The organism is Tistlia consotensis USBA 355, assembly GCF_900177295.1.
GTDB classification, from domain to species: Bacteria; Pseudomonadota; Alphaproteobacteria; order Kiloniellales; family DSM-21159; genus Tistlia; species Tistlia consotensis.
On sequence record NZ_FWZX01000039.1, the window covers coordinates 20,456 to 46,520 of the forward strand.

The 26,065-nt window shown below is 70.3% G+C and carries 30 protein-coding genes and 1 tRNA gene; 14 read left to right on the top strand and 17 right to left on the bottom strand.

The genetic code is table 11. From position 1 onward, the window contains the following. Nucleotides 1-94: 94 nt before the first annotated feature. The 10 genes from B9O00_RS28680 to B9O00_RS28725 all read right to left on the bottom strand — a co-directional run bounded on the left by B9O00_RS28680 (nucleotide 95) and on the right by B9O00_RS28725 (nucleotide 9,142). Nucleotides 95-1,033: a polyprenyl synthetase family protein gene (locus B9O00_RS28680; RefSeq protein WP_085126251.1), complete on the bottom strand. Its 939-nt coding sequence runs from the start codon at nucleotides 1,031-1,033 to the stop codon at nucleotides 95-97. Nucleotides 1,034-1,101: 68 nt separating this feature from the next. Further along, complete coding sequence (locus tag B9O00_RS28685) at nucleotides 1,102-1,521, bottom strand: hypothetical protein (protein ID WP_085126252.1); 420 nt, start codon at nucleotides 1,519-1,521, stop codon at nucleotides 1,102-1,104. A 124-nt stretch (nucleotides 1,522-1,645) separates the two neighbouring features. Further along, nucleotides 1,646-1,873, bottom strand: a complete 228-nt coding sequence (locus B9O00_RS28690; protein WP_085126254.1) for an Os1348 family NHLP clan protein — start codon at nucleotides 1,871-1,873, stop codon at nucleotides 1,646-1,648. A 450-nt stretch (nucleotides 1,874-2,323) separates the two neighbouring features. Then, a complete protein-coding gene (locus B9O00_RS28695) occupies nucleotides 2,324-3,334 on the bottom strand; it encodes a polyprenyl synthetase family protein (protein ID WP_085126256.1) in 1,011 nt (336 codons plus the stop codon). Next, nucleotides 3,331-5,436 carry a cyclic nucleotide-binding domain-containing protein gene (locus B9O00_RS28700; protein ID WP_085126258.1) on the bottom strand — a complete coding sequence of 702 codons (2,106 nt, stop codon included), beginning with the start codon at nucleotides 5,434-5,436 and terminating at the stop codon, nucleotides 3,331-3,333. Before B9O00_RS28700 ends, B9O00_RS28695 begins: the two co-directional genes overlap by 4 nt. A 203-nt stretch (nucleotides 5,437-5,639) precedes the next feature. Next, nucleotides 5,640-5,876: an Os1348 family NHLP clan protein gene (locus tag B9O00_RS28705; RefSeq protein ID WP_085126260.1), complete on the bottom strand. Its 237-nt coding sequence runs from the start codon at nucleotides 5,874-5,876 to the stop codon at nucleotides 5,640-5,642. A 132-nt stretch (nucleotides 5,877-6,008) separates the two neighbouring features. Next, nucleotides 6,009-7,052: an NAD(P)/FAD-dependent oxidoreductase gene (locus tag B9O00_RS28710; RefSeq protein ID WP_159460358.1), complete on the bottom strand. Its 1,044-nt coding sequence runs from the start codon at nucleotides 7,050-7,052 to the stop codon at nucleotides 6,009-6,011. A 402-nt stretch (nucleotides 7,053-7,454) separates the two neighbouring features. Further along, nucleotides 7,455-8,357, bottom strand: coding sequence for a bifunctional methylenetetrahydrofolate dehydrogenase/methenyltetrahydrofolate cyclohydrolase FolD (folD, locus tag B9O00_RS28715; protein ID WP_085126264.1), 903 nt, complete (start codon nucleotides 8,355-8,357; stop codon nucleotides 7,455-7,457). A gap of 150 nt (nucleotides 8,358-8,507) precedes the next feature. Next, nucleotides 8,508-8,849 (bottom strand): DUF167 family protein, encoded by a 342-nt coding sequence (locus B9O00_RS28720; protein ID WP_085126265.1) that lies wholly within the window; start codon nucleotides 8,847-8,849, stop codon nucleotides 8,508-8,510. After that, nucleotides 8,846-9,142, bottom strand: a complete 297-nt coding sequence (locus B9O00_RS28725) for a YggT family protein (protein WP_159460359.1) — start codon at nucleotides 9,140-9,142, stop codon at nucleotides 8,846-8,848. The genes B9O00_RS28720 and B9O00_RS28725 overlap by 4 nt, the downstream gene beginning before the upstream one ends. Before the next feature lie 212 nt (nucleotides 9,143-9,354). On the opposite strand from B9O00_RS28725, the gene B9O00_RS28730 reads away from it, so the two are divergent. The 4 genes from B9O00_RS28730 to B9O00_RS28740 all read left to right on the top strand — a co-directional run bounded on the left by B9O00_RS28730 (nucleotide 9,355) and on the right by B9O00_RS28740 (nucleotide 12,060). Continuing rightward, a tRNA-Ala gene (locus tag B9O00_RS28730) sits at nucleotides 9,355-9,430 on the top strand. An 816-nt stretch (nucleotides 9,431-10,246) separates the two neighbouring features. Next, nucleotides 10,247-10,837, top strand: a complete 591-nt coding sequence (locus B9O00_RS28735) for a sigma-70 family RNA polymerase sigma factor (protein WP_085126269.1) — start codon at nucleotides 10,247-10,249, stop codon at nucleotides 10,835-10,837. 106 nt (nucleotides 10,838-10,943) lie between these two features. Next, nucleotides 10,944-11,243, top strand: coding sequence for a hypothetical protein (locus tag B9O00_RS33230; RefSeq protein WP_159460360.1), 300 nt, complete (start codon nucleotides 10,944-10,946; stop codon nucleotides 11,241-11,243). Between the two features lie 55 nt (nucleotides 11,244-11,298). Next, nucleotides 11,299-12,060, top strand: a complete 762-nt coding sequence (locus tag B9O00_RS28740; protein ID WP_159460361.1) for a Crp/Fnr family transcriptional regulator — start codon at nucleotides 11,299-11,301, stop codon at nucleotides 12,058-12,060. 31 nt (nucleotides 12,061-12,091) lie between these two features. Here B9O00_RS28740 and B9O00_RS28745 read toward each other — a convergent pair whose 3' ends face one another. Continuing rightward, entirely contained in the window at nucleotides 12,092-12,877 is a 786-nt protein-coding gene (locus tag B9O00_RS28745; RefSeq protein WP_085126273.1) for a hypothetical protein, read from the bottom strand. A gap of 253 nt (nucleotides 12,878-13,130) precedes the next feature. Here B9O00_RS28745 and B9O00_RS28750 point away from each other — a divergent pair, with 253 nt between their 5' ends. Both B9O00_RS28750 and B9O00_RS28755 read left to right on the top strand, forming a co-directional pair. Beyond that, nucleotides 13,131-14,294: an AI-2E family transporter gene (locus tag B9O00_RS28750; protein WP_159460362.1), complete on the top strand. Its 1,164-nt coding sequence runs from the start codon at nucleotides 13,131-13,133 to the stop codon at nucleotides 14,292-14,294. A 90-nt stretch (nucleotides 14,295-14,384) separates the two neighbouring features. After that, on the top strand, nucleotides 14,385-14,582 hold the full coding sequence (locus tag B9O00_RS28755; protein ID WP_085126277.1) for a CsbD family protein: 198 nt from the start codon (nucleotides 14,385-14,387) through the stop codon (nucleotides 14,580-14,582). Between the two features lie 125 nt (nucleotides 14,583-14,707). Here the strand turns inward: B9O00_RS28755 and B9O00_RS28760 are convergent, their stop codons facing one another. Further along, nucleotides 14,708-15,499: a response regulator gene (locus tag B9O00_RS28760; protein ID WP_085126279.1), complete on the bottom strand. Its 792-nt coding sequence runs from the start codon at nucleotides 15,497-15,499 to the stop codon at nucleotides 14,708-14,710. Nucleotides 15,500-15,760: 261 nt separating this feature from the next. On the opposite strand from B9O00_RS28760, the gene B9O00_RS28765 reads away from it, so the two are divergent. Both B9O00_RS28765 and B9O00_RS28770 read left to right on the top strand, forming a co-directional pair. After that, nucleotides 15,761-16,006, top strand: a complete 246-nt coding sequence (locus tag B9O00_RS28765; RefSeq protein ID WP_085126281.1) for a NepR family anti-sigma factor — start codon at nucleotides 15,761-15,763, stop codon at nucleotides 16,004-16,006. Continuing rightward, complete coding sequence (locus B9O00_RS28770; protein ID WP_085126283.1) at nucleotides 16,003-16,557, top strand: sigma-70 family RNA polymerase sigma factor; 555 nt, start codon at nucleotides 16,003-16,005, stop codon at nucleotides 16,555-16,557. Before B9O00_RS28765 ends, B9O00_RS28770 begins: the two co-directional genes overlap by 4 nt. 40 nt (nucleotides 16,558-16,597) lie before the next feature. On the opposite strand, the gene B9O00_RS28775 is transcribed toward B9O00_RS28770, so the two are convergent. After that, nucleotides 16,598-16,789 carry a hypothetical protein gene (locus B9O00_RS28775; protein ID WP_085126285.1) on the bottom strand — a complete coding sequence of 64 codons (192 nt, stop codon included), beginning with the start codon at nucleotides 16,787-16,789 and terminating at the stop codon, nucleotides 16,598-16,600. Nucleotides 16,790-17,040: 251 nt separating this feature from the next. Between B9O00_RS28775 and B9O00_RS28780 the strand changes: the two genes are divergently transcribed. Genes B9O00_RS28780 through B9O00_RS28790 form a run of 3 tightly spaced genes read left to right on the top strand, consistent with a single transcriptional unit; the run spans nucleotide 17,041 to nucleotide 18,631 of the window. Next, on the top strand, nucleotides 17,041-17,481 hold the full coding sequence (locus B9O00_RS28780; RefSeq protein ID WP_085126287.1) for a hypothetical protein: 441 nt from the start codon (nucleotides 17,041-17,043) through the stop codon (nucleotides 17,479-17,481). Next, the gene (locus B9O00_RS28785) at nucleotides 17,478-17,861 is read left to right on the top strand and encodes a phage holin family protein (protein ID WP_085126289.1); all 384 of its coding nucleotides are present in this window, start codon (nucleotides 17,478-17,480) and stop codon (nucleotides 17,859-17,861) included. Before B9O00_RS28780 ends, B9O00_RS28785 begins: the two co-directional genes overlap by 4 nt. Beyond that, complete coding sequence (locus B9O00_RS28790; protein ID WP_085126291.1) at nucleotides 17,858-18,631, top strand: hypothetical protein; 774 nt, start codon at nucleotides 17,858-17,860, stop codon at nucleotides 18,629-18,631. Before B9O00_RS28785 ends, B9O00_RS28790 begins: the two co-directional genes overlap by 4 nt. A gap of 104 nt (nucleotides 18,632-18,735) precedes the next feature. On the opposite strand, the gene B9O00_RS28795 is transcribed toward B9O00_RS28790, so the two are convergent. Both B9O00_RS28795 and B9O00_RS28800 read right to left on the bottom strand, forming a co-directional pair. After that, the gene (locus B9O00_RS28795; RefSeq protein WP_085126293.1) at nucleotides 18,736-19,002 is read right to left on the bottom strand and encodes a hypothetical protein; all 267 of its coding nucleotides are present in this window, start codon (nucleotides 19,000-19,002) and stop codon (nucleotides 18,736-18,738) included. A 198-nt stretch (nucleotides 19,003-19,200) separates the two neighbouring features. Next, nucleotides 19,201-21,693 (bottom strand): HWE histidine kinase domain-containing protein, encoded by a 2,493-nt coding sequence (locus B9O00_RS28800; RefSeq protein WP_085126295.1) that lies wholly within the window; start codon nucleotides 21,691-21,693, stop codon nucleotides 19,201-19,203. A 275-nt stretch (nucleotides 21,694-21,968) separates the two neighbouring features. Between B9O00_RS28800 and B9O00_RS28805 the strand changes: the two genes are divergently transcribed. Next, a complete protein-coding gene (locus tag B9O00_RS28805) occupies nucleotides 21,969-22,322 on the top strand; it encodes a PilZ domain-containing protein (protein ID WP_085126297.1) in 354 nt (117 codons plus the stop codon). A 128-nt stretch (nucleotides 22,323-22,450) separates the two neighbouring features. Here B9O00_RS28805 and msrA read toward each other — a convergent pair whose 3' ends face one another. Further along, nucleotides 22,451-22,921, bottom strand: coding sequence for a peptide-methionine (S)-S-oxide reductase MsrA (msrA, locus tag B9O00_RS28810; protein WP_085126299.1), 471 nt, complete (start codon nucleotides 22,919-22,921; stop codon nucleotides 22,451-22,453). Between the two features lie 204 nt (nucleotides 22,922-23,125). Then, nucleotides 23,126-23,722: a hypothetical protein gene (locus tag B9O00_RS28815; RefSeq protein WP_085126302.1), complete on the bottom strand. Its 597-nt coding sequence runs from the start codon at nucleotides 23,720-23,722 to the stop codon at nucleotides 23,126-23,128. A gap of 105 nt (nucleotides 23,723-23,827) precedes the next feature. Between B9O00_RS28815 and B9O00_RS28820 the strand changes: the two genes are divergently transcribed. Further along, nucleotides 23,828-24,688: a phytoene/squalene synthase family protein gene (locus B9O00_RS28820; protein WP_159460363.1), complete on the top strand. Its 861-nt coding sequence runs from the start codon at nucleotides 23,828-23,830 to the stop codon at nucleotides 24,686-24,688. Between the two features lie 146 nt (nucleotides 24,689-24,834). Beyond that, a complete protein-coding gene (locus B9O00_RS32800) occupies nucleotides 24,835-26,061 on the top strand; it encodes a hypothetical protein (RefSeq protein ID WP_143596382.1) in 1,227 nt (408 codons plus the stop codon). The last annotated feature ends 4 nt before the right edge of the window (nucleotides 26,062-26,065 follow it).

Consider the following 26,065-nt stretch of genomic DNA (forward strand, 5'->3'; position numbering starts at 1 on the left):
TTGGCGCTGTCCGTGCCGGCACTCACCCGGATCGGCTGTCGCCGATCCGACCTCTCCCCCGAGGGGCGAGGTGACGCAACCGACGCCGCCGGGCTCAGCCGAGACCGGCAACCGCCTCGACGAAGTCGGAGAGACGCCCCGGATCCGGGAGCTCGGCGCGCGTCAAGGCGGCCCGCGCCATCGCCAGGTCGATGTCCCGGTAGGCCATCGCCGCGGCCACCGCCGGACTGGCGTTGAGCTCCTGGCGCAGGGCCTCGCGCTCGGCCTCCGAGGTCCGTGCCGCCTCGAGCCGGGCGAGCAACGCCGGCCGCTCCGAAGCCGCCATCGCGTTGACGTGGGCGGCGAGCGGCAGCGTGCGCTTGCCCTGTTTCAGGTCGCGTCCCTCCGGGCTCAGCAGGTCGGCGAGGTCGCTCGTCAGGGTCAGGGCGCCGCCGAGATGGTGGGCGTAGGCGGCGAGCTGCCGCACCGTCTCCGGCCCGGCCCCCGCCAGCAAGGCCGCCATCTCGGCATAGCCGGACGCCTGGTCGGGGCCGCGCGCGCTCAGCACGCGGCGGGCGGTCGCCATCTCCCAGGAGGCGGGCCCCGGGGCCGCCAGGTCCTCCCGCTGGCCGTCCGCCATGCGCAGCAGCGAGCGCCGATGGACGGCGCCCAGCGCCGCCAGCAGGGCCGGATCGCCGGTCGTCCGCGCCAGCGCCTCGGGGACCCGCACCGAGAGGATCAGCACCCCGGTCAGCTCGAGCTCCGCCGGCTGCCGCTCGCCCCAGTGCGCCGGCCAGTCGCCGTCGGCCAGATCGTCGAGGACGTCGAGCGCGAGGAAGCAGAGCGCCGAGGCGGCCGGCAGGGCGATCGGCACCGGCCGCTGCGGGGCCACCGCCTCGAAGACGGCGACCGGCAGCGTGGCGAAGGGTGAGAAGCCGAGGACCGCCCGCGTCTGCGAGTCCTTGGCCGCCAGCTCGGCGGACGCCAGCCGCAGCAGGTCGCGCTGGCCTTCGCTGCGGGCCAGCTCGTCGGCGAGGCCGTCGATCCAGGCCATCAGCGCCTCGGCGAACCCCGGATCGTCGAGACTCGCCGTTGCGGACGCCGGACCGGGTGGCGTCGCCGTCACTGCCCGGCCGCCGCTTGGTTCCGGGAGGCCAGCCAGGCGACTTTCAGGCTCCGGGACAGGAAGGCGGTGCTGCTCGCATACCAGAGCAGGGCGATGGCCAGCGCGCCCAGCTCCGCCAGCAGGGCCGGGCCGGCGTCGCCGAGCCAGCTGGCGAGCAGCGGGCGATAGACGAAGTACAGCACGACGCCCATCGCCGAGACGTAGACCAGGCTCAGGACGCTGTAGGTGATCTCGACCGGGCGCCGCCGGGCGATCCCCAGGCCGCCGAAGCGGACGATCACCTCGCCCGGGCCGTGCCGTTCCTCCGTGAAATGTTCGGCACGCGACTCCAGCACCGGCCGAGACAGCGTCGCGAAGGCCGGGTGGGAGGCGAGGACACCGGTCCTGTCGACGGCCGATGGAAGCTTGGCGGACACGGTGGTCAGGGATCGTGGCTCTGTTTGTTCACCCTGGTTCACCTGGCCCCGACGGCGCTTTACCGACCGGCCGGGCCGCCGCCAGGATCGTCCCGGCCAGGCGGAACTGGTGCTCCTGGCCGGTTCAGTCGAACGGGCTGCCGATCGGATCAGACCAACTCGCCGACATCCGCGCCGAAAGCTGCTCGTCCGTCTGCGAGAAGTCGATCGACTTCAGCAGGCCCCGTTCCTCGTCGTCCAGCTCGAAGCCGGCGTTCCGGATGGCGGCCTCCGGGTCGGCCCGAACTGCCGCCCGGAACGTCTCGTCGGAGACGTACTTGTCCACGATCGTCATCACGGTTTCTTCGCTCATGCCCCGCTCCCTCTCGTCGGGTGTCTCGAAATCGTCCTTGCCATCCCAGTTTGCGGCCTATCGCCACCGGATTCGACAAGAAAACGGCGATGCACCGCAAGTATCTGTTTCCACTCGAATCAAGCGCCTGGTCTAGTCGAACAGAGTCCGGGCCACGAACGCTTGGACTTGCCAGAGAAGCCGCCATCCGGCCATTGGTCGATGGCACGAGCGCGAAGATCGCATCGAGGTCTCGCGAATGGTCCGAGAGAGCGGAGCGACCGCTGCGACAAGTTGCTAGGGTAGGGGCCAACCGCCCCGCGCCTTCGCGAGGGCAGGCTTGCCGAGGGCAGGCTTCGCGGGGATGACGGCCGCGGGCGGCGGCGTAAGAGGTGCTTTCCCTGCATCGGCTCGTGGACGCCGTCGACGGCCTCGCCCCGGGGGCGATGGCGTCGACCGCCGCCGGGCCAGTCAGCCCGCGCCGGCGAGGGCTTCGACGAAGCCCGCGAGGCGTCCCGGCTCCGGGAGCTCGGCGCGCGTCAAGGCGGCCCGCGCCATCGCCAGGTCGATGTCCCGGTATGCCATCGCCGCGGCCACCGCCGGACTGGCGTTGAGCTCCCGGCGCAGGGCCTCGCGCTCGGCCTCCGAGGTCCGTGCCGCCTCGAGCCGGGCGAGCAACGCCGGCCGCTCCGAAGCCGCCAGCGCGTTGACGTGGGCGGCCAGCGGCAGGGTGCGCTTGCCCTGCGTCAGGTCACGTCCCTGGGGGCTCAGCAGGTCGGCGAGGTCGCTCGTCAGGGTCAGGGCGCCGCCGAGACGGTGGGCGTAGGCGGCGAGCTGCCGCACCGTGGCCGGGCCGGCGCCGGCCAGCAAGGCCGCCATCTCGACATAGCCGGACACCTGTTCGGGGCCGCGCGCGTTCAGCACGCGGCGGGCGGTGGCCATCTCCCAGGAAGCCGGCCCGGGCGCGGCCAGATCCTCCCGCTGGCCGTCCGCCATGCGCAGCAGCGAGCGCCGATGGACGGCGCCCAGCGCCGCCAGCAGGGCCGGATCGCCGGTCGTTCGCGCCAGCGCCTCGGGGACCAGCGCCGAGAGGATCAGCACCCCGGTCAGCTCGATCTCCGCCGGATGGCGGTCGCCCCAGTGCGCCGGCCAGTCGCCGTCGGCCAGATCGTCGAGGATGTCGAGCGCGAGGAAGGTGAGGGCCGAGGCGGCCGGCAGGGCGATCGGCACCTGGCGTTGCGGAGCGACCGCCTCGAAGACGGCGGCCGGCAGGGTGCCGAAGATCGAGAAGCCGACGGCTGCCCGCGCCTTCGATTCCTTGTCCGCCAGCTCGGCCCTCGCGAGCCGCAGCAGGTCGCGCTGGCCCTCGCTCCGGGCCAGCCCGTCGGCGAGGGCGTCGATCCAGGTCGTCAGCGCCTCGGCGAACCCCGGATCGTCGAGGCGCGCCGTCTCGGATGCCGGACCGGATTGGGCCGCCGTCACGCCCCGGTCGCCGGCTGGTTCCGGGACGCCAGCCAGGCGGGTCTCAGGCTCCGGGACAGGAAGGCGGCGCTGCTCGCATACCAGAGGAGGGCGATGGCCAGCGCGCCCAGCTCCGCCAGCAGGGCCGGGGCGGCGTCGCCGAACCAGCTGGCGAGCAGCGGACGGTAGACGAGATACAGCACGACGCCCATCGTCGATACGTAGACCAGGGTCAGGACGGTATAGGCGATCTCCACCGGATACCGCCGGGCGATCGTCAGGTCTCCGGAGCGGACCAGCTCGAGGAAGCGCCGGAACGACTTGGTCCGCAGGTTCGGACGGTCCAGCCAGTCTGACAGCAGGTAGTAGCCGTCCAGGTCGAAGAAGGGGTTCAGGTTGACCAGGACGATCTGCCAGGAGAAGACCGCGAACAGCCACAGCACCGCGACCGTCGCCGGGTCCTCGACGATCAGCAGGCCGAGCCCGGCCAGTCCGGCCAGGACCATGTTGACCACGATGCCGGAGGCGTCGACGACGAGCCGCGGCAGCCGCCCCTCCAGCCACATGTCGCTGGTGTTGACGTAGGCGAAGAGGACCGGCCCCTGGCAGCCGAGACCGGCGCCGAGAACCTCGCGCCCGTAGTGCTTCACCGAGAGACCGTGGCCGAGCTCGTGCAGGACGATGCTGGCGTAGACCATCGGCACCACCAGCCACAGCCAGCCCTCGCGCCATCCGCCCTCCATCGCCGGTCGCGCCTCCGGGCCGATGAGGGCGACGACCGCCGCTCCGCAGAGGATGATCGCGGCGATGACGGCGAGGCCGGCCGCACGATAGGCGTGACGCCCGCCGCGATCATAAAGGCGCCCGATCAGCTGGTCGCCGGAGCCGAAATCCCAGTGCCAGACGAAGATGCGTGCCAGGGCTGCACCGATCCGGCGGGGGACCGTGCTGCCGCCCGTCCGACTGCCGAGCAGCCGCCCCGAGACCTCCTGGGTCACGGTCTGAACCTCGATGAAGCCCGCGGCGGTCAGGGCGGCGATGGTGTCGGCCACCATCTGCGGCGCGAAGGTCTTGGTCGCGAGCATATGGGCGATCGTGATGTCCCGGAGGGTCGACTCGCCGTCGAGCCTCTGCCAGAGGCGCCAGCCGGTCTCCGACAGCTGGAAGAAGGCGCCGGTGTCCTTTCGCTTCAGGATGTGCAGGGTGTCGCCGTCCACGGTCCGCCGATCGTGCACCTCCACGTTCGGCGCCTGCCGGGGCCGCTCGCGCAGACGGAGCAGCTGGATCGCCTGCAGGCCGATCCGCCGGTCGCGCTCGAACATCTCCAGCAGGGCGCCGCGGTCGATCCGGAAGGCCTGGCCGTCCGTCAGCGCGCGGACCGTGGCGTTGCGGACCGCGCCGGTCAGGATCGCCGCCTCGCCCAGCATGGCGCCGACGCCGAGCGTGGCGAGCCGGCGCTCGTCCTCGCCGTCGCGCCGGGCCACTTCGACCTGTCCCTCGGCGATCAGCAGCGCGAAGTCGCCGACGTCGCCCTGCCGGATCAAGGTCTCGCCGGCCTCGAAGTGCGTTCGCGTCATCCGCGCCGACAGCGCGTCGAGCATCGCCGGCTCCAGCGCGCCGAACGGGCTGGCCATGCGCAGGAAGCGGAATCGGAGGATGGCGTCGCGAAGCTGGAGCACCGCGTCGCGCAGCCCGCCTTCGGCCTGGAGCGCCTCGGCGAAGGCCGCTCTCGGCAGGCTGAGAACCCGCACGGTGCCGGTCTCGGGGCCGGTCTCGGGGCCGGTCTCGGGGCCGGTCTCGGGGCCGGTCGCGGTGACGGTCGCGTTGCGCCGGCCGTCCGGCTCGAGCAGGGCCAGCTCGCCGAACATGTCGCCGGGCCCCAGCGATTTCATGAACACCGACCGCTTGCCGTCGGCGGAATGGACATCGACGGTGCCGGAGGCGATCAGGAACAGCCGGTCCCCGACATCGCCCTCGCGCACGATCAGCTCGCCGGCGTCGTAGCGTTCCTCCGTGAACTGCCCGGCGAGCGACGCCAGCACCTGCCCGGACAGCGTCGCAAAGGCCGGGTGGGCGGCAAGGACACCGCTCTTGTCCGCAGTGGATGGGTCCTGCGCGGGCACGACTGGTCAGGGATCGTGGGGCTGGCGGTGCATGTCTGCCCTTGTGGTCACGGAGATCCGTTGCGAAAGCCGCTCTTTCGTTTGCGAGACGTCGATCGATGTCAGCAACGCGCAGTCCCCACTGTCGGCTCGACTCCGGCGTCCCTCATGGCGCCTTCCGGACCGGCCCTCCGCTGCCAAGTGTCTTCAGGCGGGCACCATCGTTACCCTGCGTAGTCCCCAGAGAGACCGCCGGAGAGACCGCCCGACGCCGCCATCCGCGCCGAGAGCTGCTCGTCGGTCTGCGAGAAGTCGATCGACTTCAGCAATGCCCGTTCCTCGTCGCCCAGCTCGAAGCCGGCGTTCCGGATGGCGGCCTCCGGGTCGGCCCGGACTTCCGCCCGGAACGTCTCGTCGGAGACATATCTGTCCACGATCGTCATCACGATTTCTTCGCTCATCCCCAATCTCCTCCCGCCGGATGTCTCGAGAACATTCTTGCCACCCCAGCTTGCAGTCTATCGCCGCCGGAATCGACACGAAATCCGCGATGCAGCGCAAGTATCTGTTTCCACTCGAATCAAGCGCCTGGTCTAATCGAACAGAGTCCGGGCCACGAACGCGTGACCGCGCCAGAGAAGCCGCCATCTGGCCGTCGGTCGATAGAACGATCGCAAGGTCGCATCGAGGTCTCTCGAATAGTCCGAAAGAGCGGTCGTCGGCGGCACCCCGGCCACGAAGGCCGCCATCGCCAGACCGGCGCGCTGACCGGAGATCAGGGCCATCGACAGCCCTTCCCCCGTATCGGGGTCGGCGAGACCCGCCGCATCGCCGCAGCTCAGGATGCCGGACTCGTCGTGCCGGACGGAGCTCCGGCCGTTCCATAGGGGAACCACGCCGCCACGGGACCGACCGCCTGTCCGAAAAGCCGGGTCGACGTAGCGGAACAGCCGGTCGAGCAGCCTGTTCTTCGGGACGCCCGCGCCGCAGATGCCGACATTCGACTCGGATCCCGAAACCGGAAACCGCCAGAAATATCCCTCCCTGGCGTCGAAACGCATCTCCAGCTCTCCGGCCTTTTCCGGAACGTAAAGAGAGAGGGCGGATCCGATTTCGGGTGCGCCATCCAGGTCGAATTTTCTGGAGAGCTTCGATTGCGCACCCGTCGCAACGATGACGCCGTCGCAGCGGATCGTCCGCATCGTCCCCTCGGCCTTTTCGCGAAACGATACCGCTATGCCCCTGCCATCCAGCCCGGATCTCTCCTCGGTAATGTCCAGAACCGTCGTCTCGAACCGGATCTGCACACCGGAGAGAGTGCCGATCCAGGTCTGGAAAATGCGGTCGAAATGGCGCCGTCGCATGACATAGCCGTCCCCCGGCCCGACGCGCATCCCGCTGGTCGAAAGCCGCCTGATGCCGAGCCCGATGGCTTGGAACTCCGCCTTCGGCGTCAGCGCCGGAACGATCCCGGCGCCCATCGCCTCGAGCGCCCGCAGCGCCGGCGCCGTGAAGCCGTCGCCGCACGGCTTGTCCCGCCCGCGCGCCCCCTGCTCGAAGACGATCGTCCGAACCTTCTCCGCGGCCAGCGCGCAGGCCGCCGCACATCCGGCGGGTCCCGCGCCGATCACGGCCACCAGAGGTCCCTCTCGATCGGACATGCCCGAAACCGTCCCCCACCGCATGGCACCGGCAGGAAAGCCGTCGCCCCGCCCGACGGTCGATAGTCCGTCGACGTCCGCGGTCCTGGCAACCGGCTTCGGCCGTTCCGGGCTCCCCGTCGAGGCGTCGGGCGACCGCGCGGTCCCACCGATCGCCGTCGTCGACACGCAGCCGGCGCCGAAACGGCCCGCCGGGGGCATCGGCTGGAACGACAGCGGCGACCGGGGCCGTGCCGTTCTCCCGCGTCGACTTCGACCACGCCACGCCGGCGGCCATCCGCACGGAAAGCAGCTGAAGAAATGGAACAGGGCCCGGAGCAGCTGCGCCTCGTCGAAGGGTCCGATCCGAGGGCAGAGGTGACGGAACAGCGGCGTCCGCTAGATCAGCTCCGGCTCCGGCAGGCCGGCGCTGCGGCAGGCGGCGGTCAGGGTGTTGGCCAGGAGGCAGGCGATGGTCATCGGGCCGACGCCGCCCGGCACCGGGGTGATCGCGCCGGCGACCCTGGCGGCCTCGGCATAGGCGACGTCGCCGACCAGCCGGGTCTTGTCGCCCTCGCCCGGCACGCGGTTGATGCCGACGTCGATGACCGTGGCGCCGGGCTTGACCCAGTCGCCGCGGATCATCTCGGGCCGGCCGACGGCGGCGACCAGGATGTCGGCGCGCCGGCAGACCGCGGGCAGGTCCTTGGTCCGCGAATGGGCGATGGTCACGGTGCAGCTGTCGCCGAGCAGCAGCTGGGCCATCGGCTTGCCGACGATGTTCGAGCGGCCGACGACCACGGCCTCCAGGCCCGACAGCGAGCCGAGCGTGTCGCGCAGCAGCAGCAGGCAGCCGAGCGGCGTGCAGGGCACCAGGGACTTCTGGCCGGTCGCCAGGCGCCCGGCGTTGATGACGTGGAAGCCGTCGACGTCCTTGGCCGGGTCGATGGCGTTGATCACCGCCTCGGCGTCGATCTGCTTCGGCAGCGGCAGCTGCACCAGGATGCCGTGGACCGCCGGGTCGGCGTTGAGCTCGGCGACCAGCTTCAGCAGGGTCTCCTGGGAGGTCGAGGCGTCCAGCCTGTGCTCGAAGGAGGCCATGCCGGCCTCGAGGGTCTGCTTGCCCTTGCTGCGCACGTAGACCTGGCTGGCCGGGTCCTCGCCGACCAGCACGACGGCGAGGCCCGGGGTCAGGCCGTGGCGCGTCTTGAGCCCGGCGACCTGCTCGCCTATGCGGCCGCGCAGGCTCGCCGCGAAGGCCTTGCCGTCGATGATCCGCGCCTCGGTGCTGGCCTCGCTCATGCCGCTGCTCCCTTTCGGTTCGTCTGGTCGGTTCGTCTGGTCGGGCGGAGCCGTCTTACGGGCCCGGCGGCCGGGCGGCCAGCCGGAATCCGCCGCGCCCTGGCCCAGGCCCGACCCCCGGGTCGGAGGGGACGGGCGGTCCGGGCGCCGTCAGCGGCCGCCGCCGACCAGTGCGGCCAGGCGTCGGGCCAGATCGGCCGGATCGCCGACCAGCGACAGGGTCTTGTCCCGCGTCGTCTCGCCGCGCAGCAGCGCGACGTCGCGGGGCGCGAGGCCCAGCGCCTTGGCGAGCAGGAGGGCGACGGCGGCGTTCGCCTTGCCGGCCTCCGGTGCCGCCGTGACCTTGACCTTCAGCCGGGTACGGCCGTCGTCGCGCGTCTCCAGGCCGACGATGCCGGCGGTCCGGGCGCCCGGCTGGACGCGCAGGTCGAGGATCAGGCTCCCTGCCGTCTCGCGCCAGGCCGTGGCGGCGCCGGCGCCGGCGCCGCTCATCGCATGATCAGCGCCGGGGCGATGTCGTTCCACAGCAGGTTCTGCAGGAAGATCAGCAGCAGGATCAGCACCATCGGCGAGAGGTCGATGCCGCCCAGCGTCGGCAGGATGCGCCGGATCGGCCTGAGCACCGGCTCGGTGATCCGGTAGAGGAAGTCGCCGACCATGTAGACGAAGCGGTTCGAGGTGTTGACGATGTTGAACGCGACCAGCCAGCTGAGGATCGCCGAGGCGATCAGCAGCCAGATGTAGATCGAGATCACCGTGCTGATCAGCTGGAAAAGGGCAATCATCCGCTCGGCCGCTCCCGGGTCGCGTTGCGCTGCAGGAGCATCCCTATAGCCGCCCGGCACCGGCCGCGGCAAGGCCGCAGGGGCCGCGGCCGGCCACACCGGCGGCCGCGATGGCGCCTTGACAGGGCAGGACGCCCTCACCATTATCCGCGCTCTCGCGCCGGCCCGGGTCGTTCCCGGGACGGGGCGGTGTTCCCAACAGGAACCCGCGTGGGGCCGTAGCTCAGTTGGGAGAGCGCAGCAATCGCACTGCTGAGGTCGTCGGTTCGATCCCGTCCGGCTCCACCATCCTGCCCCTTCACGTCCAGATCATGAAGCCGCCCGGCCTGCGCCCTGCCGCCAGGATCGGGCGAGGCCGTCCGCGCGCGTAAGACGAGCCCGTCCGCGCGGAAAAAAATGAGCGGCTCCTCCTCGGGAGGGCCGCTCGGCGATGTCTCAGGGAGTGTGCCGGATCGGACGGCCCCGCCACCGTTCGGGGGATTGGGGGGACTCGAGGACCGGTGGCGGGGGTGCCGTGTCCGTCCAGCACGATCCAGAAACGCAGCAGGCGGCTCCGGGTTCGCTTCCGCCCGGCGGATTCTTTGATTCATTTCGGTAAATAGCCCGAGACGGGGCTCCGGCCGGCGGCCGCCTCGCCCCCGACAGCCTGCCGGGCGGCGGTCCGGCCGAGGCGAACCGGAAGGCCGGGGCGGCGTTGTGGCAGGGGACGCGTCTGCCGCGTCGAGCAGCCATGGCCCCGGATCGACCGGCGAGATGCATCCCGATGACGAGCGACCAGCGTTTCGAGCAGGAGCGGGGCGTGGCATGCGAACGCCCCGACGACACCTTCCGGTGACCGCGCGGCCGCCATTTCCGCGTGTGACACACATAGGTTAACGACAGCCGGGCCGCGCGCTCCTAGCGTCTGCGGCTTCCGAGCCTGCTCCTTTCCGGCCGTGTCCCGCTTGCGCGCCGGACCGCGCTCGAGGGCCCGGCGGGAAGGAGCGCGGCCGACAATCCCCCGCGGGTCTTCCCGCGGGAAGACCGTTCGTCGAGGTCGGGGGGGGGGACTGCAGAGAGGCCGAGCGGATCGTACCGATTGAGGGAGCGATGCAACCAGAGTTCATGACGGCAGAGGCCACGACGGCAGAGTCCACGACAGCAGAGTTCACGACGGCAGAGATAACGAAGGCGCTCGCGGAACTTCTGCCGCGACTGCGCGCTTACGCCCGGGTGCTGACCAAGAACAGCCCCGACGCGGATGACCTGGTGCAGACCGCCGTTGAGCGCGCGCTCAGCCGGATCGAGCTCTACCAGCCGGGCACCAACTTCAAGGCCTGGATGTTCACGATCCTGCGCAACTGCTACTTCACCGAGATGCGCAAGCGCGCGCGCCGGCCGGACACGGTCGATCCCGCCGACCACGAGGGGGCGCTGTCGGTGCGCGCCGAGCAGCAGGTCGGGCTGGAGGTGCGCGACTTCTCGCGCGCCTTCGCCCGGCTCTCCGAGATGGATCGCACGGTGCTGATCCTGGTCGGCGCCGAGGGCATGAGCTACCAGGAGGCGGCCGACGTGCTGGGCACGCCGATCGGCACTGTCCGCTCGCGCCTGTCGCGTGCCCGGACGCGCCTGAAGGAGCTGCTCGAGGGCACGCCGGCCTCGGGGTCGGCCGGGCCCGAGGCCGGCGCCGTCGACCCCGGCGCGCTGGTCGCGTGAGCCGGGCGGCGATGCTGCGGAATCGAACCATCTGACGGACGAAGCGTTGCGGAGATCGGACTCGGCAGCATGTGCAGCGGCGGAACGGAAGGATCGGCGAGGGCCCATGGACAGCCAGCGGCGCGAGGCCACGCGGGAAGGCCCGAAGCAAGGCCCGCGGGAAGGACGCTCCGGCAACGGAGTCGCCCTGGCTGCCCTGTCGATCTGCGAGTCGCTGCTGATCTCGCTGATGGAGCGCGGGCTGCTCGATGAGGCCGAGCTGGAGGAGGTCCTGGAGAGTGCGCGAGACGCCAACCTGCAGGCCGAGCCGGGGCCCTTCTCGCGGGGCGACCATGCCGAGGCGGCCGCGTTGCTGCGGCAGATCCTGGTCCGCTGCCGGGTCGCGCGCCCGGACCGGCGCCCCTGAGGCGCCGCCGCGCGTCCGGCAGAGGGCGCTTCTGACGACCGGCAGGGCAGGGGCGATGCCGAAGGATCCGCGTTCCCACCGCTTGGAAGGCAGGCTGACCGTGCTGCACAGGAAGCTGTCGCATTTCTATGCCGTCTCGGAGGCCGTCGAGCGGGCCTTGGTCGAGCTCTGCACCCGCGAGGTCCGCTTCGAGCGGCAGCAGGCGATCGTCGAGGCCGGCGAGGCCTACCAGGCCGTCTACCTGCTCGCCGAGGGCTGGGTCACGCGCTTCAAGCTGCTGCCGACCGGCGACCGGCAGATCATCAACTTCGCGCTGCCCGGCGACTTCGTCTGCTTCAACGCCACGCTGTTCAGCAAGGCCGACCACTTCCTGACCGCCAAGACGCCGGTCCGGGCCTACGCCATCGAGAAGAACCCCTTCGGCAAGCTGCTCGCTTTGGATCCGGCGCTGGCGGTCGCGCTGACCTGGGCGAATGCCCACGAGGAGGCGCTGCTGGCCGAGCGCCTGGCCTCGCTCGGCCGGCGCACGGCGCGCGAGCGGGTCGCGCACCTGTTCTGCGAGCTCTGGCGCCGGCTGCACCTGATCGAGCTGACCGACAACGACCGCTTTCCGCTGCCGATCACCCAGGAGGACCTGGCCGATACCCTCGGCCTCAGCGCGGTCCACGTGAACCGCACCCTGCGCCAGCTGCGCAACGAGGGCCTGATCGAGCTCGGCACCAACCATGTGCGCGTGCTCTCGATGCGGGGCCTCGAGCAGGCCGCCGGCTTCGAGGACGGCTACCTGCACTTCACCGAGGTCGGCCAGCTGCGCTGAGCGGCGGGCGGGACGGAAGGGTTCCCGGCCGTCAGGCGGCGTCGCGCTCGGCCGGCGGGGTCGTCCAGGCCGGGCCGCAGCCGTTCTTCAGCGCCTCGTGCAGCCTGCGGCCGTCGAGGCCCGGATTGGCGGCGAAGTAGCGGCACAGCGTGGCGCACTGCTCCTCGACGCCGGCCCGGTCGATGACCGTCACCGCGAAATTCGCTTCGGTGCAGCCGTCGGGCCGGGGCACCGCCTCCAGGCAGATCCCGCCCTGGCCGCGCTCGACGATCGGATAGCCGTAGAGCGTCTTGGCGATGCCCTTCTCCAGGAACAGCTCGGTGACGTGGCCGGTGAACCAGGCCGGCTGCCAGCGGGCCAGTGCCGCCGCCCGGTTGCAGTGCGCCAGGACGAAGGCGAAGGCCTGGCCGCGGTGCTCGGGCGCCGCCCAGAAGCCGCCGTCGTAGGAGACCACGCCGGACATCCGCGGCACCTCGGGCCCGGCCAGGTTGCGCGCCGGCCGCGGCGGCAGCGCGCCGCGGCCGTACCAGATCGCGTGGTTCTCCATCAGCGCCATCATGTCGCCGGTGACGAACACGCGGCTGGCGCCGTGGGCGACGAGCCGGCCGTCGCCGTCGACGATGCGGGTCCAGAAGGAGTTGGTGCGGTCGACGCCGCAGTGGGCCGGATCGAAGGTCGGGTTCGGCCAGCAGCCGGGCGTCGAGCGCATGAAGTCGGCCCAGCCTGTGAGATCCTCCTCGACCGAGAGGGTGAAGCCGGACCGTTTCATGACGGCCTGCAGCGAGTGGACGGCGTGATCCGCGAAACCTGCAGCCATGGGATGCTCCTCGACCGCTGTGATCCGCGATCCGGGAGCGGCCGCGGATACCCGCAAGGCGGGCCAGCCTATCCTACCGGTGCGAGAGAGTCGTGCCACATGGTTAATGCCGGCGCCGGGCCCGCCCGGAACCCCTGGTCGGCCGGCCGCGTTACGGCCTGCACAGCGCGGAGATCGGCGGCGGTCGTCGCCGCGGCGCGGCAGGGCCGCGCTGCGGAAAGGACGGCTGCCGGCCGGCGGACGAGGGCGGAACATGAGCGAGGTCCAGCAGCAGGCCGAGACCGGGCCGGTCACGGTGCGTGTGCCGAAGGGCACGCGCTTCGCCCTGTGCACCTGCGCGCTCGTCCTGTTCGTCGGCATGCTCTACGTGGCACGGGATTTCTTCCTGCCGCTGGTCCTGGCCTTCCTGATCGCGCTGACCCTGAGCCCGATCGTGCGCGCCGGCCGCCGGCGCGGCGTGCCCCCCTTCGTCACGGCGCTGGTCCTGGTCGTCGGCCTGTCGCTGACCATCCTGGCCGGCGCCACGCTGCTGACCCGCCCGGTGACCAACTGGATCCAGGAGGCGCCCCGGATCGGCTACCAGCTGCGCAGCAAGCTGCACGACCTCCGGGAATCGGTCGCCCAGGTGACCGAGGCCAGCAAGGAGGTCCAGAAGCTGACCGAATCGGTCAAGGACCCCGAGGTACAGCGCGTCTCGGTCGAGCAGCCGGGCTTCCTGCCCAGCGCCGCCGACGACGTCGTCGCCGTTCTGGCGATGCTGCTGCTGACCGCGATCCTGATCCTGTTCCTGCTCGGCTCCAGCGAGATGATCTACGAGAAGATCGTCCGGGTGCTGCCGACCATGACCGACAAGAAGCGCGCGCTGAGGCTGATCTTCGACATCGAGCGCACGGTCTCGCGCTACCTGCTGTCGATCACCCTGATCAACATCGGCCTCGGCTGCTTCGTCGGCTCGGCGATGTGGCTGCTCGGCGTGCCCAACCCGGTGCTCTGGGGCGTTGCCGCGACGGCGCTGAACTACCTGCCCTACGTCGGCAACCTGGTCGGCATCGTGACCGTGGCGGTGGTCTCGATCGTCAGCTTCCCGACCCTGACCGAGGCGCTGCTGCCGCCGCTCGCCTACCTGACCCTGACCAGTCTCGAGGGCCAGCTGGTCACGCCGCTGCTGCTCGGCCGCAACCTGGAGATCAACGCCGTGGCGATCCTCGTGGCCCTGTCCTTCTGGGGCTGGCTGTGGGGCATCGCCGGCATGCTGATCGCGGTGCCGCTGCTGATCGTGATGCGGGCGATCGGCGAGCACTTCGAGGACCTGGGCGCCATCGCCGAGTTCCTGTCGAGCTCCGGTCGCATCGTCCACGCCGCCCCCGAGGCCGAGGCGCGATCGCCGTCCGAGGCGCCGCTGCCGGTCGCGGACTGAGCCGGCGCGGAACGATGCTTCCCGGGTGGCGTTCCAGGGTCGAGGCCGCCGTCCGGCGGACGAGACCACAGCGAACGGAGGACCCGAGCCATGAACTGGGATCGTATCGAAGGCAACTGGAAGCAGTTCCGCGGCCAGGTGCAGCAGCAGTGGGGCAAGCTGACCGACGACGACGTCGACTACGTCGAGGGCCGTCGCGACCAGCTGGCGGGGCGCCTGCAGGAGCGCTACGGCATCGCGCGCGACGAGGCGGACCGCCAGATCGACGACTGGCTGGCGCGCCATTGACCGGTCGTCGCCGGCCGACTGCCGCGACCCGCGGCCGGGCGTCTCCGGAGGGGCGCCCGGCCGTTCGTCCGTCGCGGGGGGCAGCGGACCGAGGAGAAAGCGGGTCTGGGGCCGGACGGCCCCGCTCAGGCGACGATGCGATCGCGGCGCTGCGCCATGCGGCCGAAGAACAGCGCCTGGCTGATCAGCGCGAGCACCGTGTCCGCCGAATAGGGCTTGGTGACCACGAAGGCCGGCTCGGGCCGGCGGCCCGACAGCAGGCGCTCGGGATAGGCGGTGATGAAGATCACCGGGACGCAGAGGTTCTCCAGCAGGTCGTTGACCGCGTCGAGGCCGGAGCTCTTGTCGGCGAGCTGGACGTCGGCCAGCACCAGCCCGGGAGGATGCGCCTCGGCCAGCTCCAGCGCCTCGCGGTGGGTGCTGGCGATGCCGGCGACGCTATGGCCGGAGCCTTCGACCAGGGCCTCGAGGTCGAGCGCGATCACCGGCTCGTCCTCGATGATCAGGATGCGTGTCGTCAGCTGCCGGGCGATCTCGTGCGACGCGGTCTCGATCAGGCGCTCGGCCTCCTCGGTGCCGATCGCCATGGCTTCGGCGACCTGCTCGGCACGCAGCCCCTCCAGGCTGTGCAGCAGGAAGGCCTGTCGTGGCAGGGGGGTCATGCGGCGCAGTGTCCGCTCGCCCGCGCTCGTGGCTTTCGCCAGGTCGGACAGGTCGAGCGATCGGCAGGTCGAGAGCAGGATCCGGTAGAGCGCGACCCGCGGGTCGGAGGCCCGGGACAGCAGCTCGGGCCGCGCCAGCACGGTCTGGAGGACGGCCTCGACGTGATTGTCGCCCGTGACCTGGTCGCCCGTCAGAGCGCGTGCGAACCGCCGCAGATGCGGCAGCTGCGGCTCGACGACGTGGGAGATGGCCATGGCTCCTTCCTGTGCTCGATTCGCGCGGCTGGCTGACCGCGTCCGGCGGCGCGATTTTTTTTTGTCGTTCCATGGAACGCCGGGGCGCGGCACGGGTTCCTCGTCCGGCGACGAATTTCCGCGTTCCGCGATGGAACTCCCCTGCTTGACGCTGCGTTGCAGTTGACCGGAGATGAGACGGTCCGAAACCGAGACCATGGTCGCAAACCCGCGCCGGGGCTGTTACAGACCGGCGCGCATAACTAAAAGTGGCGTTGTATAATGTCAGATGCAACCAATAGAGCCAAGCCGACGCAGCTGCCCGCGCGGGAGCGCCAGGCAACCGAGCAGGGCCGCCGCGAGAAGGGCCTGAGCGAGGAGGCCGCGCGCCGCATCGGCGACGAGCTCAAGGTGTTCTACGACGGCCTCGTGCAGGAGCCGCTGCCCGACCGCTTCGTCCAGCTCCTGCAGCAGCTGGAGCAGCGCGAGAAGGCGGACAAGAGCGGCAACTCGGGTGGTGGCGAATGACGACCTCGATCGCACGGGATGAACTGATCGCCGCCATTCCGTCGCTGAGAGCCTTCGCGATATCGCTCTGCGGGCGCACCGACCAGGCCGACGATCTGGTGCAGGACACCCTCGTCAAGGCCTGGGGCAACTTCGGCTCCTATACGCCGGGCACCAATCTCCGGGCCTGGCTGTTCACCATCCTGCGCAACAGCTTCTACTCGCAGCTGCGCAAGCGGCGCCGGGAGGTCGAGGACGTCGACGGCGTCCACGCCGGCGCGCTGTCCGTCGAGGCGAGCCAGTCGGAGCACATCCGCATGCGCGAGTTCCGCTCGGCGCTGGGCCTGCTGCCGGAGGACCAGCGCGAGGCGCTGATCCTGGTCGGCGCCGCCGGCTATTCCTACGAGGAGACGGCCGAGATCTGCGGCTGCGCGGTCGGCACCATCAAGAGCCGGGTCAACCGCGCGCGGCGCAAGCTGGCCAGCCTGCTCGACGAGGAGGTCGAGGACGTGGCCACGGTCGAGCGCGCGCCGCTCCAGCTCGAGAGCCTGGCCGCGGCGGCCTTCCGCTGAGGCGGGCGGGGCGCGTCCCGCCGCCCCGGCGCCGCTTCGATCAGTTGGCGTCCTCCTTGCCGGGCGGCCGGCCCTTGCGCCGGTCGGGGCGACCGGGCTGTTCGGAATAGGCGGCGATCGCGCCCTCCAGCTCGGCCTTCCGGCGCGCCTCGCCGACGCTCAGGGGACGGCCCTCGATCGCGCTGAGCTCGCGCATCGCACGCCGATAGTCGGCTTCCGAACTCAAGCTCATCGGACCTCCCTCCAGGGCGCTGCCGGGCACCTCGCGTCGCAAACGCTCTCGGCGTCGGCCCGGTTCCGGTCGGGCGTGCGTCGTCCGCGCCCTGGAACCCCGGCAGCCCCGGTGACGTTGGCTTCCGCGAGGACGATCGGCTCCGGAGCGGCAGCGGGCCGCCGGTCGGAGCCCCCGACATCGGCGGGGAGCCAGCCGCAGCGAGAGCCCGCCCGCGCGCCCGCGAGGACGCGCCAGCAAGGAAGGGCCCTATGACCGACCAGACGAACCGGAAGGCACCCCGCGAGGGAGCCGACCAGACGAACCGGCAGGCCTCCCGCGACGGAGCCGAAGAGATCGCGCGCGATGCCGCGCAGCTGCTCGGCGACACCCTGAGGGCGCGCACGGCCGACTTCGTCTTCGCGGTCGGCGAGGCGCTGCGGGCCGGCGGTGACAGCCTGGCCAAGAACGACCATCGCCTGGCGGCCGACTGCTTCGATTCGGCGGCGCACCGGGTCGAGAGCTTCTGGGACGAGATGGAACAGTCCGCCGAGCGGGCGCTCGAGGAGGGTGCGCCGGACGGCGCGGGCCGCTCCCTGCGCCGCGGTCTCGGCAACAATCCGACCCTGGCCTATGGCGCTGCGCTGGCCGCGGGCTTCCTGGTCGGCGCCTTCCTGCGCGCCGGCTTCGACGATCCCGACGAGCTGCCATGAGCGAGCGCCCCGGTTTCGCCGATCTGCTGCGCGGCCTGCTCGACGATCTCGGACGGTTGCTGCGTTGCGAGATCCGGCTGGCAAGGCTGGAGGCCGAGCAGAAGCTGAGACAGGCGGCAGCGGGGCTCTGGCTGCTCGGCGGCGGCCTGGTCTTCGCGATCGTCAGCGTCGTGCTCGTCGCCCAGGCGGCGGTGGCCGCGCTGACCCGCAGCCTGGAGCCCTGGCTGGCCAACCTCGTGGTGGCGGGCGGCGCGGCGGCGATCTGCCTGCTGCTGCTGCTCGCCGCACGCCGATCGCTGGCGGCCGCCCGACTGAAACCGACACGCACGCTCCGCAGCCTGTCGAAGGACGCGGATGCCATAGAGGAGGCGATCAAATGAGCAATCACGACGAGGATCTCGACCGCACCGAGCACGACATCGACGCGGCGCGAGCCGCGATCGAGGAGCGCCTGGCGAGCCTGGAGGCGCGACTGCTGTCCAGGGAGACCGTGCAGGATGCGCTGGGCTACGCCCGCCGCGTCGGCGCCGGCGGCCGCGACGTCGCCGAGGGCCTGGCCCGCACGGCGCGCGACAACCCGATCCCGACCGCGCTGGTCGGCCTCGGGCTCGGCTGGCTGGCCTACGAGCTGCTGAGCGACCGGCCGCAGCACCGGGCGGAGCGCGACCTCGACGAAGAGGTCTTCGAGGCCGAGGCGGAGCGGGCCGGCTCCGAGCGCCTCGAGCGGGCCCGGGAGCGGCTGCGCGAGGCCGGGCGGCAGGCCGGCGAGACCGCTGAGGCCTACGCCGAGCGCGCCGGCCGCTCGATCCGCTACGGCGGCGAGTCGGCCGACCGCTTCGTGCGCCAGCACCCCCTGGCGACCGGCGCCACGGTCTTCGCGGTCGGTGTCGCGCTCGGCGCGCTGGTCACCAGCTCCGCCGCCGACCGGCGCGCGCTGCGCCGGCGCATGGACACGACGGCGCGCAGCGCCCGGCGCCGCTTCCACGAGGAGGCCGAGCGGGCCCGCGCGATGGCCGCCGCCGCCGCCAAGGCGGCTCGCGACGAGGCGCGCCGTCAGGCCGAGGCCGAGGAGAGCGAGCCGGCGGGCGGCAGGAAGAGCGGCGGCAAGAGCGGCGGCGCCGCCGCCAATTCCTCGAAGCCGGCCGGCTAGAGCCGGCCCGCGGGCCGCACGGAAGAAAAGGGGCGCTGCCGTCGGCAGCGCCCCTCGTCGTCGCGCGGCCCGGCGGTGCGCCGGGGCCTCTCTGCCTCGCCTGCCTAGACCGCTTCGCTGAGCTCCGGCACCAGGTCGAGGACGTAGACCTGCTCGATGCCGGCCAGCTCGGCATGGGTGCGGGCCTCGTCGAGGGCCACGGCCAGACTGTCGAGCGAGGTGCGCACCAGCGTCGGACGCCTGCCCCGCGTGTAGGCGTAGATCTCGGTGACCGGCAGGGCGCCGGCGCCGAGGCGATGGACGACCTGGACGAGGGGTCTGTCCGACTCCTCGATCGCCTCGTTCTCTTTCAGGAAGATCGTCTGACACATGGGTCGGGTGCTCCGCGCGCGGGGGGACTGACTGAACCGACAACGACCCATCGGCTCCCGCAGTTCCCTCGACCTCTGTCGGCGAGCCTGCCGATTACTGCCCCGGCTACGAAGCACCGGATTCTGTCGCTTTCAGGGCGAAATTCTCACCCGACCGACATTTGCAACTGGCCGGAAACGGCGAAGTCTCTGCAGTTCCTAGTTTTTCACCAGCTGCTCGATCAAGGCTCGAATATTTCCGTCGGCGAAGGGCTTGCTGATCGACGGCCGGTCCCGGAAGGCGGCCGGGATCCGCGGCGCGTCGTTGTAGCCGGAGACGAAGCCGAAGGGCAGGCCGCGCTCGGCGAGCCGCTCGGCCAGCGGGAAGACGCTGTCCCCGTCCAGGCGGATGTCCAGGATCGCGGCGTCAAGCCCGTCGAGCTCCGCCAGGGCCAGGCCCTCGGCGAGGCTCGAGGCCGGGCCGACCGGCTGGTGGCCGAGCAGCTCCAGGATGGTGCGCAGCTGCTCGGCGACCGCCCAGGCATCCTCGACGATCAGCACCTTCAGGCTGCGCAGCTCCTCCGCCGGCCGCGCCGGCTCGGCGTGGCCGCCGGCCTCGCCGGCACCCAGGCTCGCCCAGGGCGTGCGCACGTCGGCCTCGTCGTCCGCGAGAATCACCTGGTCGAGCGGAAAGTGGATGCGGTAGGCGAGGCCGTCCGGCGCCAGCGCGAGCTCGGCCTCGCCGCCCAGGTCCTTCGGGACCATGCGCTTCAGCACCGTCATGCCGAAGCCGTCGCTGACGTTGCCCGCCGGGGCCGGGCCGCCGGCTTCCCGCCATTCGAAGCGCACGCGGGTGCCGGCCTCGGTCTCGACCACTTCCCAGCTCGCCGAGACCCGGCCGTCGGTGCGGCTCAGCGAGCCGTGCTTCGCGGCGTTGGTGGCCAGCTCGTGCAGCGCCAGGCTGAACGACTGGGCGGCCTTGGGGGCCAGCATCAGGGTCGGGCCCGTGACGGCCACGTGATCGCTGTCCTGGGAGCTGTAGGGCGCCAGCTCGGAGGCGAGCAGGGTGCGCAGGTCGGCGCCGGTCCAGCGCGAGGCGCTGAGCAGCGAATGCGAGTCGGCCATCGCCCGGATGCGGCCCTCGAGGGTCGTGATGAACTCGCCGGCATCCCGGTGACGCCGGCCGGTCTGGCGGGCGATCGCGTTGACGTTGGCCAGGATGTTCTTCACCCGGTGGTCCAGCTCGGCCATCAGCATCTCGCGGCGTTGGAACTCCTCCTTCTGTGCCGTGATGTCCTGGACGGTGCCGATCATCCGCCCCTCCTCCCGCCGGTCGCGGCCGAGCGTGCGGCCGCGCACCGCGAGCCAGCGCGGTCCGCCCGGCCGCTCGCGCGGCACGCGCAGCTCCGGCCAGTCGAGCGAGCCGCTGCGCCGGGCTTCGAGCAGTCTCCTGCGCGCCGCTCGCAGCTCCTCCGCCGGCAGCAGGGCGGCGAGGTGGGACAGGGCGATGGGCCCGGCGCCCGGCGGCAGGCCGACGAGCCGCGAGGCGCGCGCGTCGAGCGTCACCCGGCCGCTCGCCAGCTGCCACTCCCAGGTGCCCATGCGCGCGGCGTCCAGCGCCAGCTGCAGCCGCTGGCCGCTGCGCTCCAGCTCGGCGACGGTGCTGCGGCGCTGGATCGCCACGAACAGCAGGTTGGCGACCGACTGGACGAAGCCGACGTCGTCGCTGTTGAAGGCACGCCCACGGTCGTCGTGCACGCCGAGCACGCCCCAGGGGGCCGTCTCCGGGCCGATGACCACGCTGATGCCCGCGATCACGCCGTGCTCGACCAGCAGCGGCGGTCCGGCGAAGCGGTGTTCGCGCGGCAGGTCGGCGACGACCACCGGGATGGCGCTCTGCAGGGTGTAGCCGGCCTGGGACTCGCGGCCCGCCGGCACCCTTGCCCTGCCGACCAGTCCGTCCTGCCAGCCGACGCCGCCGCGCAGCAGCAGCGCCTCGCCGCCGGGCAGCAGTTCCAGGACCTCGGCGTAGCGGCAGTCGAGATGCTGCCCGAGCAGCGCGACCGCGCGCTCGAACAGCCGCTCCGGCGTCGCCTCGGTGAGCGCGAGGCGGCCGAGCTCGACGACCGCCTCGCGCTGGCGGGCCAGCTGGCCGAGCTGGTCCATGGCCCGCCTCAGACCGGTGACCTCCGTCAAGGTCAGGACGACGCCGGCGATCGCCGGCCCGCCGGTCCGATAGGGCAGGAGCTTGCGGATGAACGAGCGGCCGCTCCGGTCGTGGACCTCGGCCTGGCGGCTCTCGCCGTCGTCGAGCACCCGCCCCGCGTCGATCGGGAACTGCGGGTCGCCGACGCGCGGGGGCAGGTCCTCGAACAGCCGTCCGACGTCAGACGGCCGGATCGCGAGAAGGGCCGTCGAGGCCGGCGTGAAGCGCCGGATCCGCAGCTGCCGGTCCAGGAAGACCGTCGGGATGTCCGTCGAGCTCAGCAGGTTGGCGAGGTCGTCGTTGGCCGCCTCCAGCTCGCGCACCCTGTCCGCCAGCCGGCCGTTGAGCGTCGAGAGCTCCTCGTTGGTCGACCGCAGCTCTTCGCGCGGGGCCTGCCGCTCGTCTTCGGCCCGGCAGCCGGCCGGTTCCTCGGAGCGCTCGGCCGCTGCCGCCGGCCGGCCCGGCGGCGCAGGATCTGCCTTGCCTCGCTCGCCTTTCCCCGTCATGGCCGCCCATCCCCTCCGGCCCTCGTCGGATGCTCGCCGATACCGTCCGCCCGTTCGCGCAGGCCCGGCCCCAGCCGTCCGAGGACAGCGCCCCGGGGGGCGTTTCGGTTCCCGCGGCGGCGCTCCGGCGGCCGCGGTCCGGCGGGATCGATCGCCGAAAACTCGCAACAGTAGTGGAAATTATCTGGAATATCCGCGTTTTACGGTGGATCATTAACCCAATGGTAACAACGCCGACGCATTGTTAGAGCGCAGGAGTTGATTGCGGACCGATCATGACACCGGCGGAGAAGTTCGATCCTGAGCTGGCGGAGCAGCGCAAGAGTCTGCGCTACCTTCCGGACGAGGCCATCGACATCGACCTGCTGACCGAGGGGCGCCGGCTGCGCGCCGTGGTCCAGGACGTCTCGGTGCGCGGCATGAAGCTGGCGCTGCCCGACGGCTGCCCGGACGGCAGCCCGGTCGGCAGCCCTGTCATGCTCGAGCATCCGGCGGCCGGCTCGTTCCGCGGCGTCTGCGTGTGGAGCGACGAACGCGCCGTCGGCATCGAGCTGGTCGAGCCGAAGCGCGAGATCGAGCGCGTCCTGCAGTGCATCTGCCTGCTGATCGGCCTGCGCAAGCCGCGCTGAGCGACGCCGCCAGAGCCTTCTGCCAGAGAACCCGGGGCCAGAGAGCCCTGGGCCAGAGAACCCGGGGCCGGCGTCCGAAGCGGGGCCGCCTCGAGCGCCGGAGTCCGGCTGCCCGGCCGAGCGTCCGGTCAGGCGTGCAGGCTGGCGAGGCCGCGCTTGGCGAAGTACTGCTGGTGGTATTCCTCGGCGCGCCAGAAGTCGCCGGCCGGTTCGATGATCGTCGCGATGCGGCGGCGATGGCGGCCCGAGGCGTCCTGCGCGGCCCGGCTGGCCATGGCGGCGGCCCGCTGGCCCTCGTCGTGGACGAAGATCGCGCTGCGGTACTGGGGACCGCGGTCCGGGCCCTGGCGGTTGACCTGGGTCGGGTCGTGGATCTGCCAGAACAGGTCGAGCAGGTCGTGGTAGCCGACCAGCTCGGGGATGTAGATCACGCGGACCGTCTCGGCATGGCCGGTGACCCCGCTGCAGACCTGATGGTAGGTCGGGTTCGGCCAGTTGCCGCCCATGTAGCCCACCTCGGTCTGGATGACGCCGGGCACCTGCCCAAAGGCATCCTCGATGCCCCAGAAGCAGCCGGCGGCAAAGCTCGCTTTCTCCATTCTCATTCTCCAGGGAACTTTCTTGCGGCCGATATGGTCACTCGACGGCACCACAGCCAGTGGCCGCGCTGCCGCATCACGGGTTCGTCAGGCGGCCCTCGGCCAGAGACGCACTCCGGCTCCCCTTTGGCGATCCCCGAGCCTAGGGCCGGATCGCCGGCCCGGCCAAGCGCCCGTCGTGCAGGGCTGGGCTTCGCCGCCGCGTCAGAAGAGGTTCTGGGCGGAGACCATCAGGAACAGCATCGGCAGGGACGCGGCGAAGTTGATCCGGGTGGCGTAGAGCGCCTGCCGCGCCGCCGCCAGGCGCCGCTCGGGACTGGCGCCGGTCAGACCCAGGGCGATGCGGTGCTGCGGCCAGATGAACAGCCAGAGGTTGGCGATCATGGCCAGGGCGATCCACATGCCCAGGCCGATGGCGCTGTGCCTGGGCACTGCGAAGCCCTCGATGGCCCCCAGGGTCAGCGCCTGCGGCAGGTAGCCCATCAGCCAGGCCAGCAGCAGGCCGGTCGCGGCGGTCGCCAGGCCCGACCAGCGCAGCCAGAGCAGCAGCGCCGGCCCGAAGGTCCGGGCGAAGGGCGCCCGCGCGTCCTCCGGCAGGCGCGGCATCAGCGGCAGCTGCAGCAGGTTGGCGAACCAGAGCAGGCCGACCAGCAGGATGCCGGCGACGACGTGCAGCCAGCGCGCCACGAAGCGCCAGAACTCGCCCGACCAGGCTTCGGGGGTGACGAACAGCAGCAGCGGTACGACCAGCAGCAGCCCGAGCAGCGCGCTGCGGACCGGCGACTTCAGGATGGCATCCATGGCGGCCCTCTTTTCCGGCCGGGGCGGGCGCGGCTTGCTCCGGCACGGCCTTGAGCCTATGTCGGCTTGTACCGCCCGCACCACCTCCTTGCCGACGCCAGGCCCGTGCCGACGACACCGCGCCTTTCCTATTGCGCCGACCTGGCGCGCCGCCGCGACCCGGACCGCTACGCGGCGGCGCTGTTCGCGCCGTCTGCCCGGCGCGAGGCGCTGTTCGCGCTGATCGCCTTCAACCACGAGATCGCCAAGACCGCGGAAGTCGTCTCCGAGCCGCTGCTCGGCGAGATCCGCCTGACCTGGTGGCAGGAGGCGCTGGGGGAGCTCTACGACGGCCGGCCGCGGCGCCATGAGGTCGTCGAGGCGCTGGCCGGCGCGGTCGCCGCCCACGCTCTGCCGCGGGCGCTGCTGGAGCGCCTGGTCGAGGCCCGCAGCGCCGATCTCGACGCCGAGCCGCCGGCCGACCTCGACGGCCTGGAGCGCTACTGCGCCGAGACCTCGGCAACCCTGCTCGAGCTGCAGCTGGCGGTGCTCGGCGCCGAGGGCGCGGACTGGCAGGAGGCGGCGCGGCGCGCGGCCCGCCAGGTCGGCATCGCCTGGGCGCTGATCGGGCTGGTCCGGGCGCTGCCCTTCCACGCCGGCCGCCGGCGCCTGCTGCTGCCGGCCGACCACCTGGCCGCGGCCGGCGTGACGCCGCGGCAGGTCTTCGCCTTCGAGCGCTCCGAAGCGCTTTCGGGCGTCGTCATGCGCCTGGCGAAGCGGGCCGCCGAGCGGCTGGACGAGGCTCGGCCGGCGGTCGCCGCGCTGCCGAAGCTGGCGCGCGCCCCGCTGCTGGTCGGTGCCCTGGCGCGTCGCTACCTGGAGCGCCTGGAGCGAGCCGGCTACGACCCCTTCGATCCGGCGGTCGCCGCCGACCTGCCGCAGCGTGCCTGGATCCTAGCTTGGGTCTTCGCATTTGGTGGAGGATAGCAGATGATTTTGGCTTGGCACCAATAGCAGCCGCTTGACGTGGAAATGAGCTAAATCGATCTCGCTAGCTAGCGTGCAACTCAAGATTCTAAGGTGAAGGTTGCCATATTTGGTGACGTGATTCTTTCTGCAAAAGGAGAGCCGGGGTGGGTTCGGATCCTTTAATTGTCTATTTGGATACGAGCGATTTTTCGAAATTTGCGGATATCGAGCGCGATAAAAATCTTTCACATCTGAGATCAGTGTACGATGAATTATTGCACTTCAAGAATTCTGGGAGGGTAGATTTCAGGTTCTCTGCTGCGCACTTAGCGGAAATAACTAAATACGAGACTGGCCACAAGGACGTCGCTGAACGGAAGGCAAAGATTATTGAGGAGCTGTGTGACCTGAAATGCCTGAAATTTGCCGGCGTCATGTGGAAGGAGGAGGAGAAGAGGGCTATATCGAGCGTTACTGGTACGCTTGAGCTTGATAGTTTTTCACCACTTTCTGATGAGGGTGTTTGGTATCCAGGGGGTAAAATTTCGTTCGAAAACTTTAAAGAGGAAGTGATTGGAAAAATTAAACAAACAATAAGAGAACAGCCTGGATTGAATAGAAATCAACGCCGAATTTTAATTAGACAAGCGGCCAGCATGGCTTACGTTCGGCAGGTTATCTCGAATATGAGTGAAGCTGAAATTGTCAATGCAAGCGCCAGCTTGGAGCGAAGATTTCCACTATCAGAACGATTTTATAGAGAGCGATATTTTTTGCGACTTATGCTTGGGGAAATCGATGAAGAGGCTGTTGCGAGAGAGGTTATGTTGGGCGTCACTAGGCCGAGCAATTTCGTAGGGTGGTATTTTGAAAAATTTCAAGATATGAAGAAGGTCCCAGCTTGGATAGACAATTTAGGATTGGACGTATTTAATTCAATAAATCAACTGAGGGGTGATTTGGGAAATATTCCGCCCGAATACAGGGGGCATATCGGAAAAACTATAACCCCGCTTTTTCTTAGAGAGAGTATGGCGAAAGCGCTTCGTTCAGCAGTTCGCGAAGGAACGTCCCCCTATCGAATCTCGATGGATCATATCGATGCTCTGCTGGATCTCCCATATGGTGCTTTCCCATCTATGGATTTAGTGTCAGTATGTTTGCATGAGTACGTTTCTCAGCATGCAACAAGTCCTAGGAAAAATCTAAAAAGTGATGGTGGAGATTTCGTTCATCTCTCTTATGCAGCATATGTACACATATTTCGTTCAGATCGATATTTCTCATCGCTTGTGCGCAAAAACCTTAAAAAAATCGGAGTGGTGGTGGCTGAAAAAATTGAGAATCTCCCATCTGTCATCATAGAAGAAGATGCGCACAGAAATAGTTAGGAGA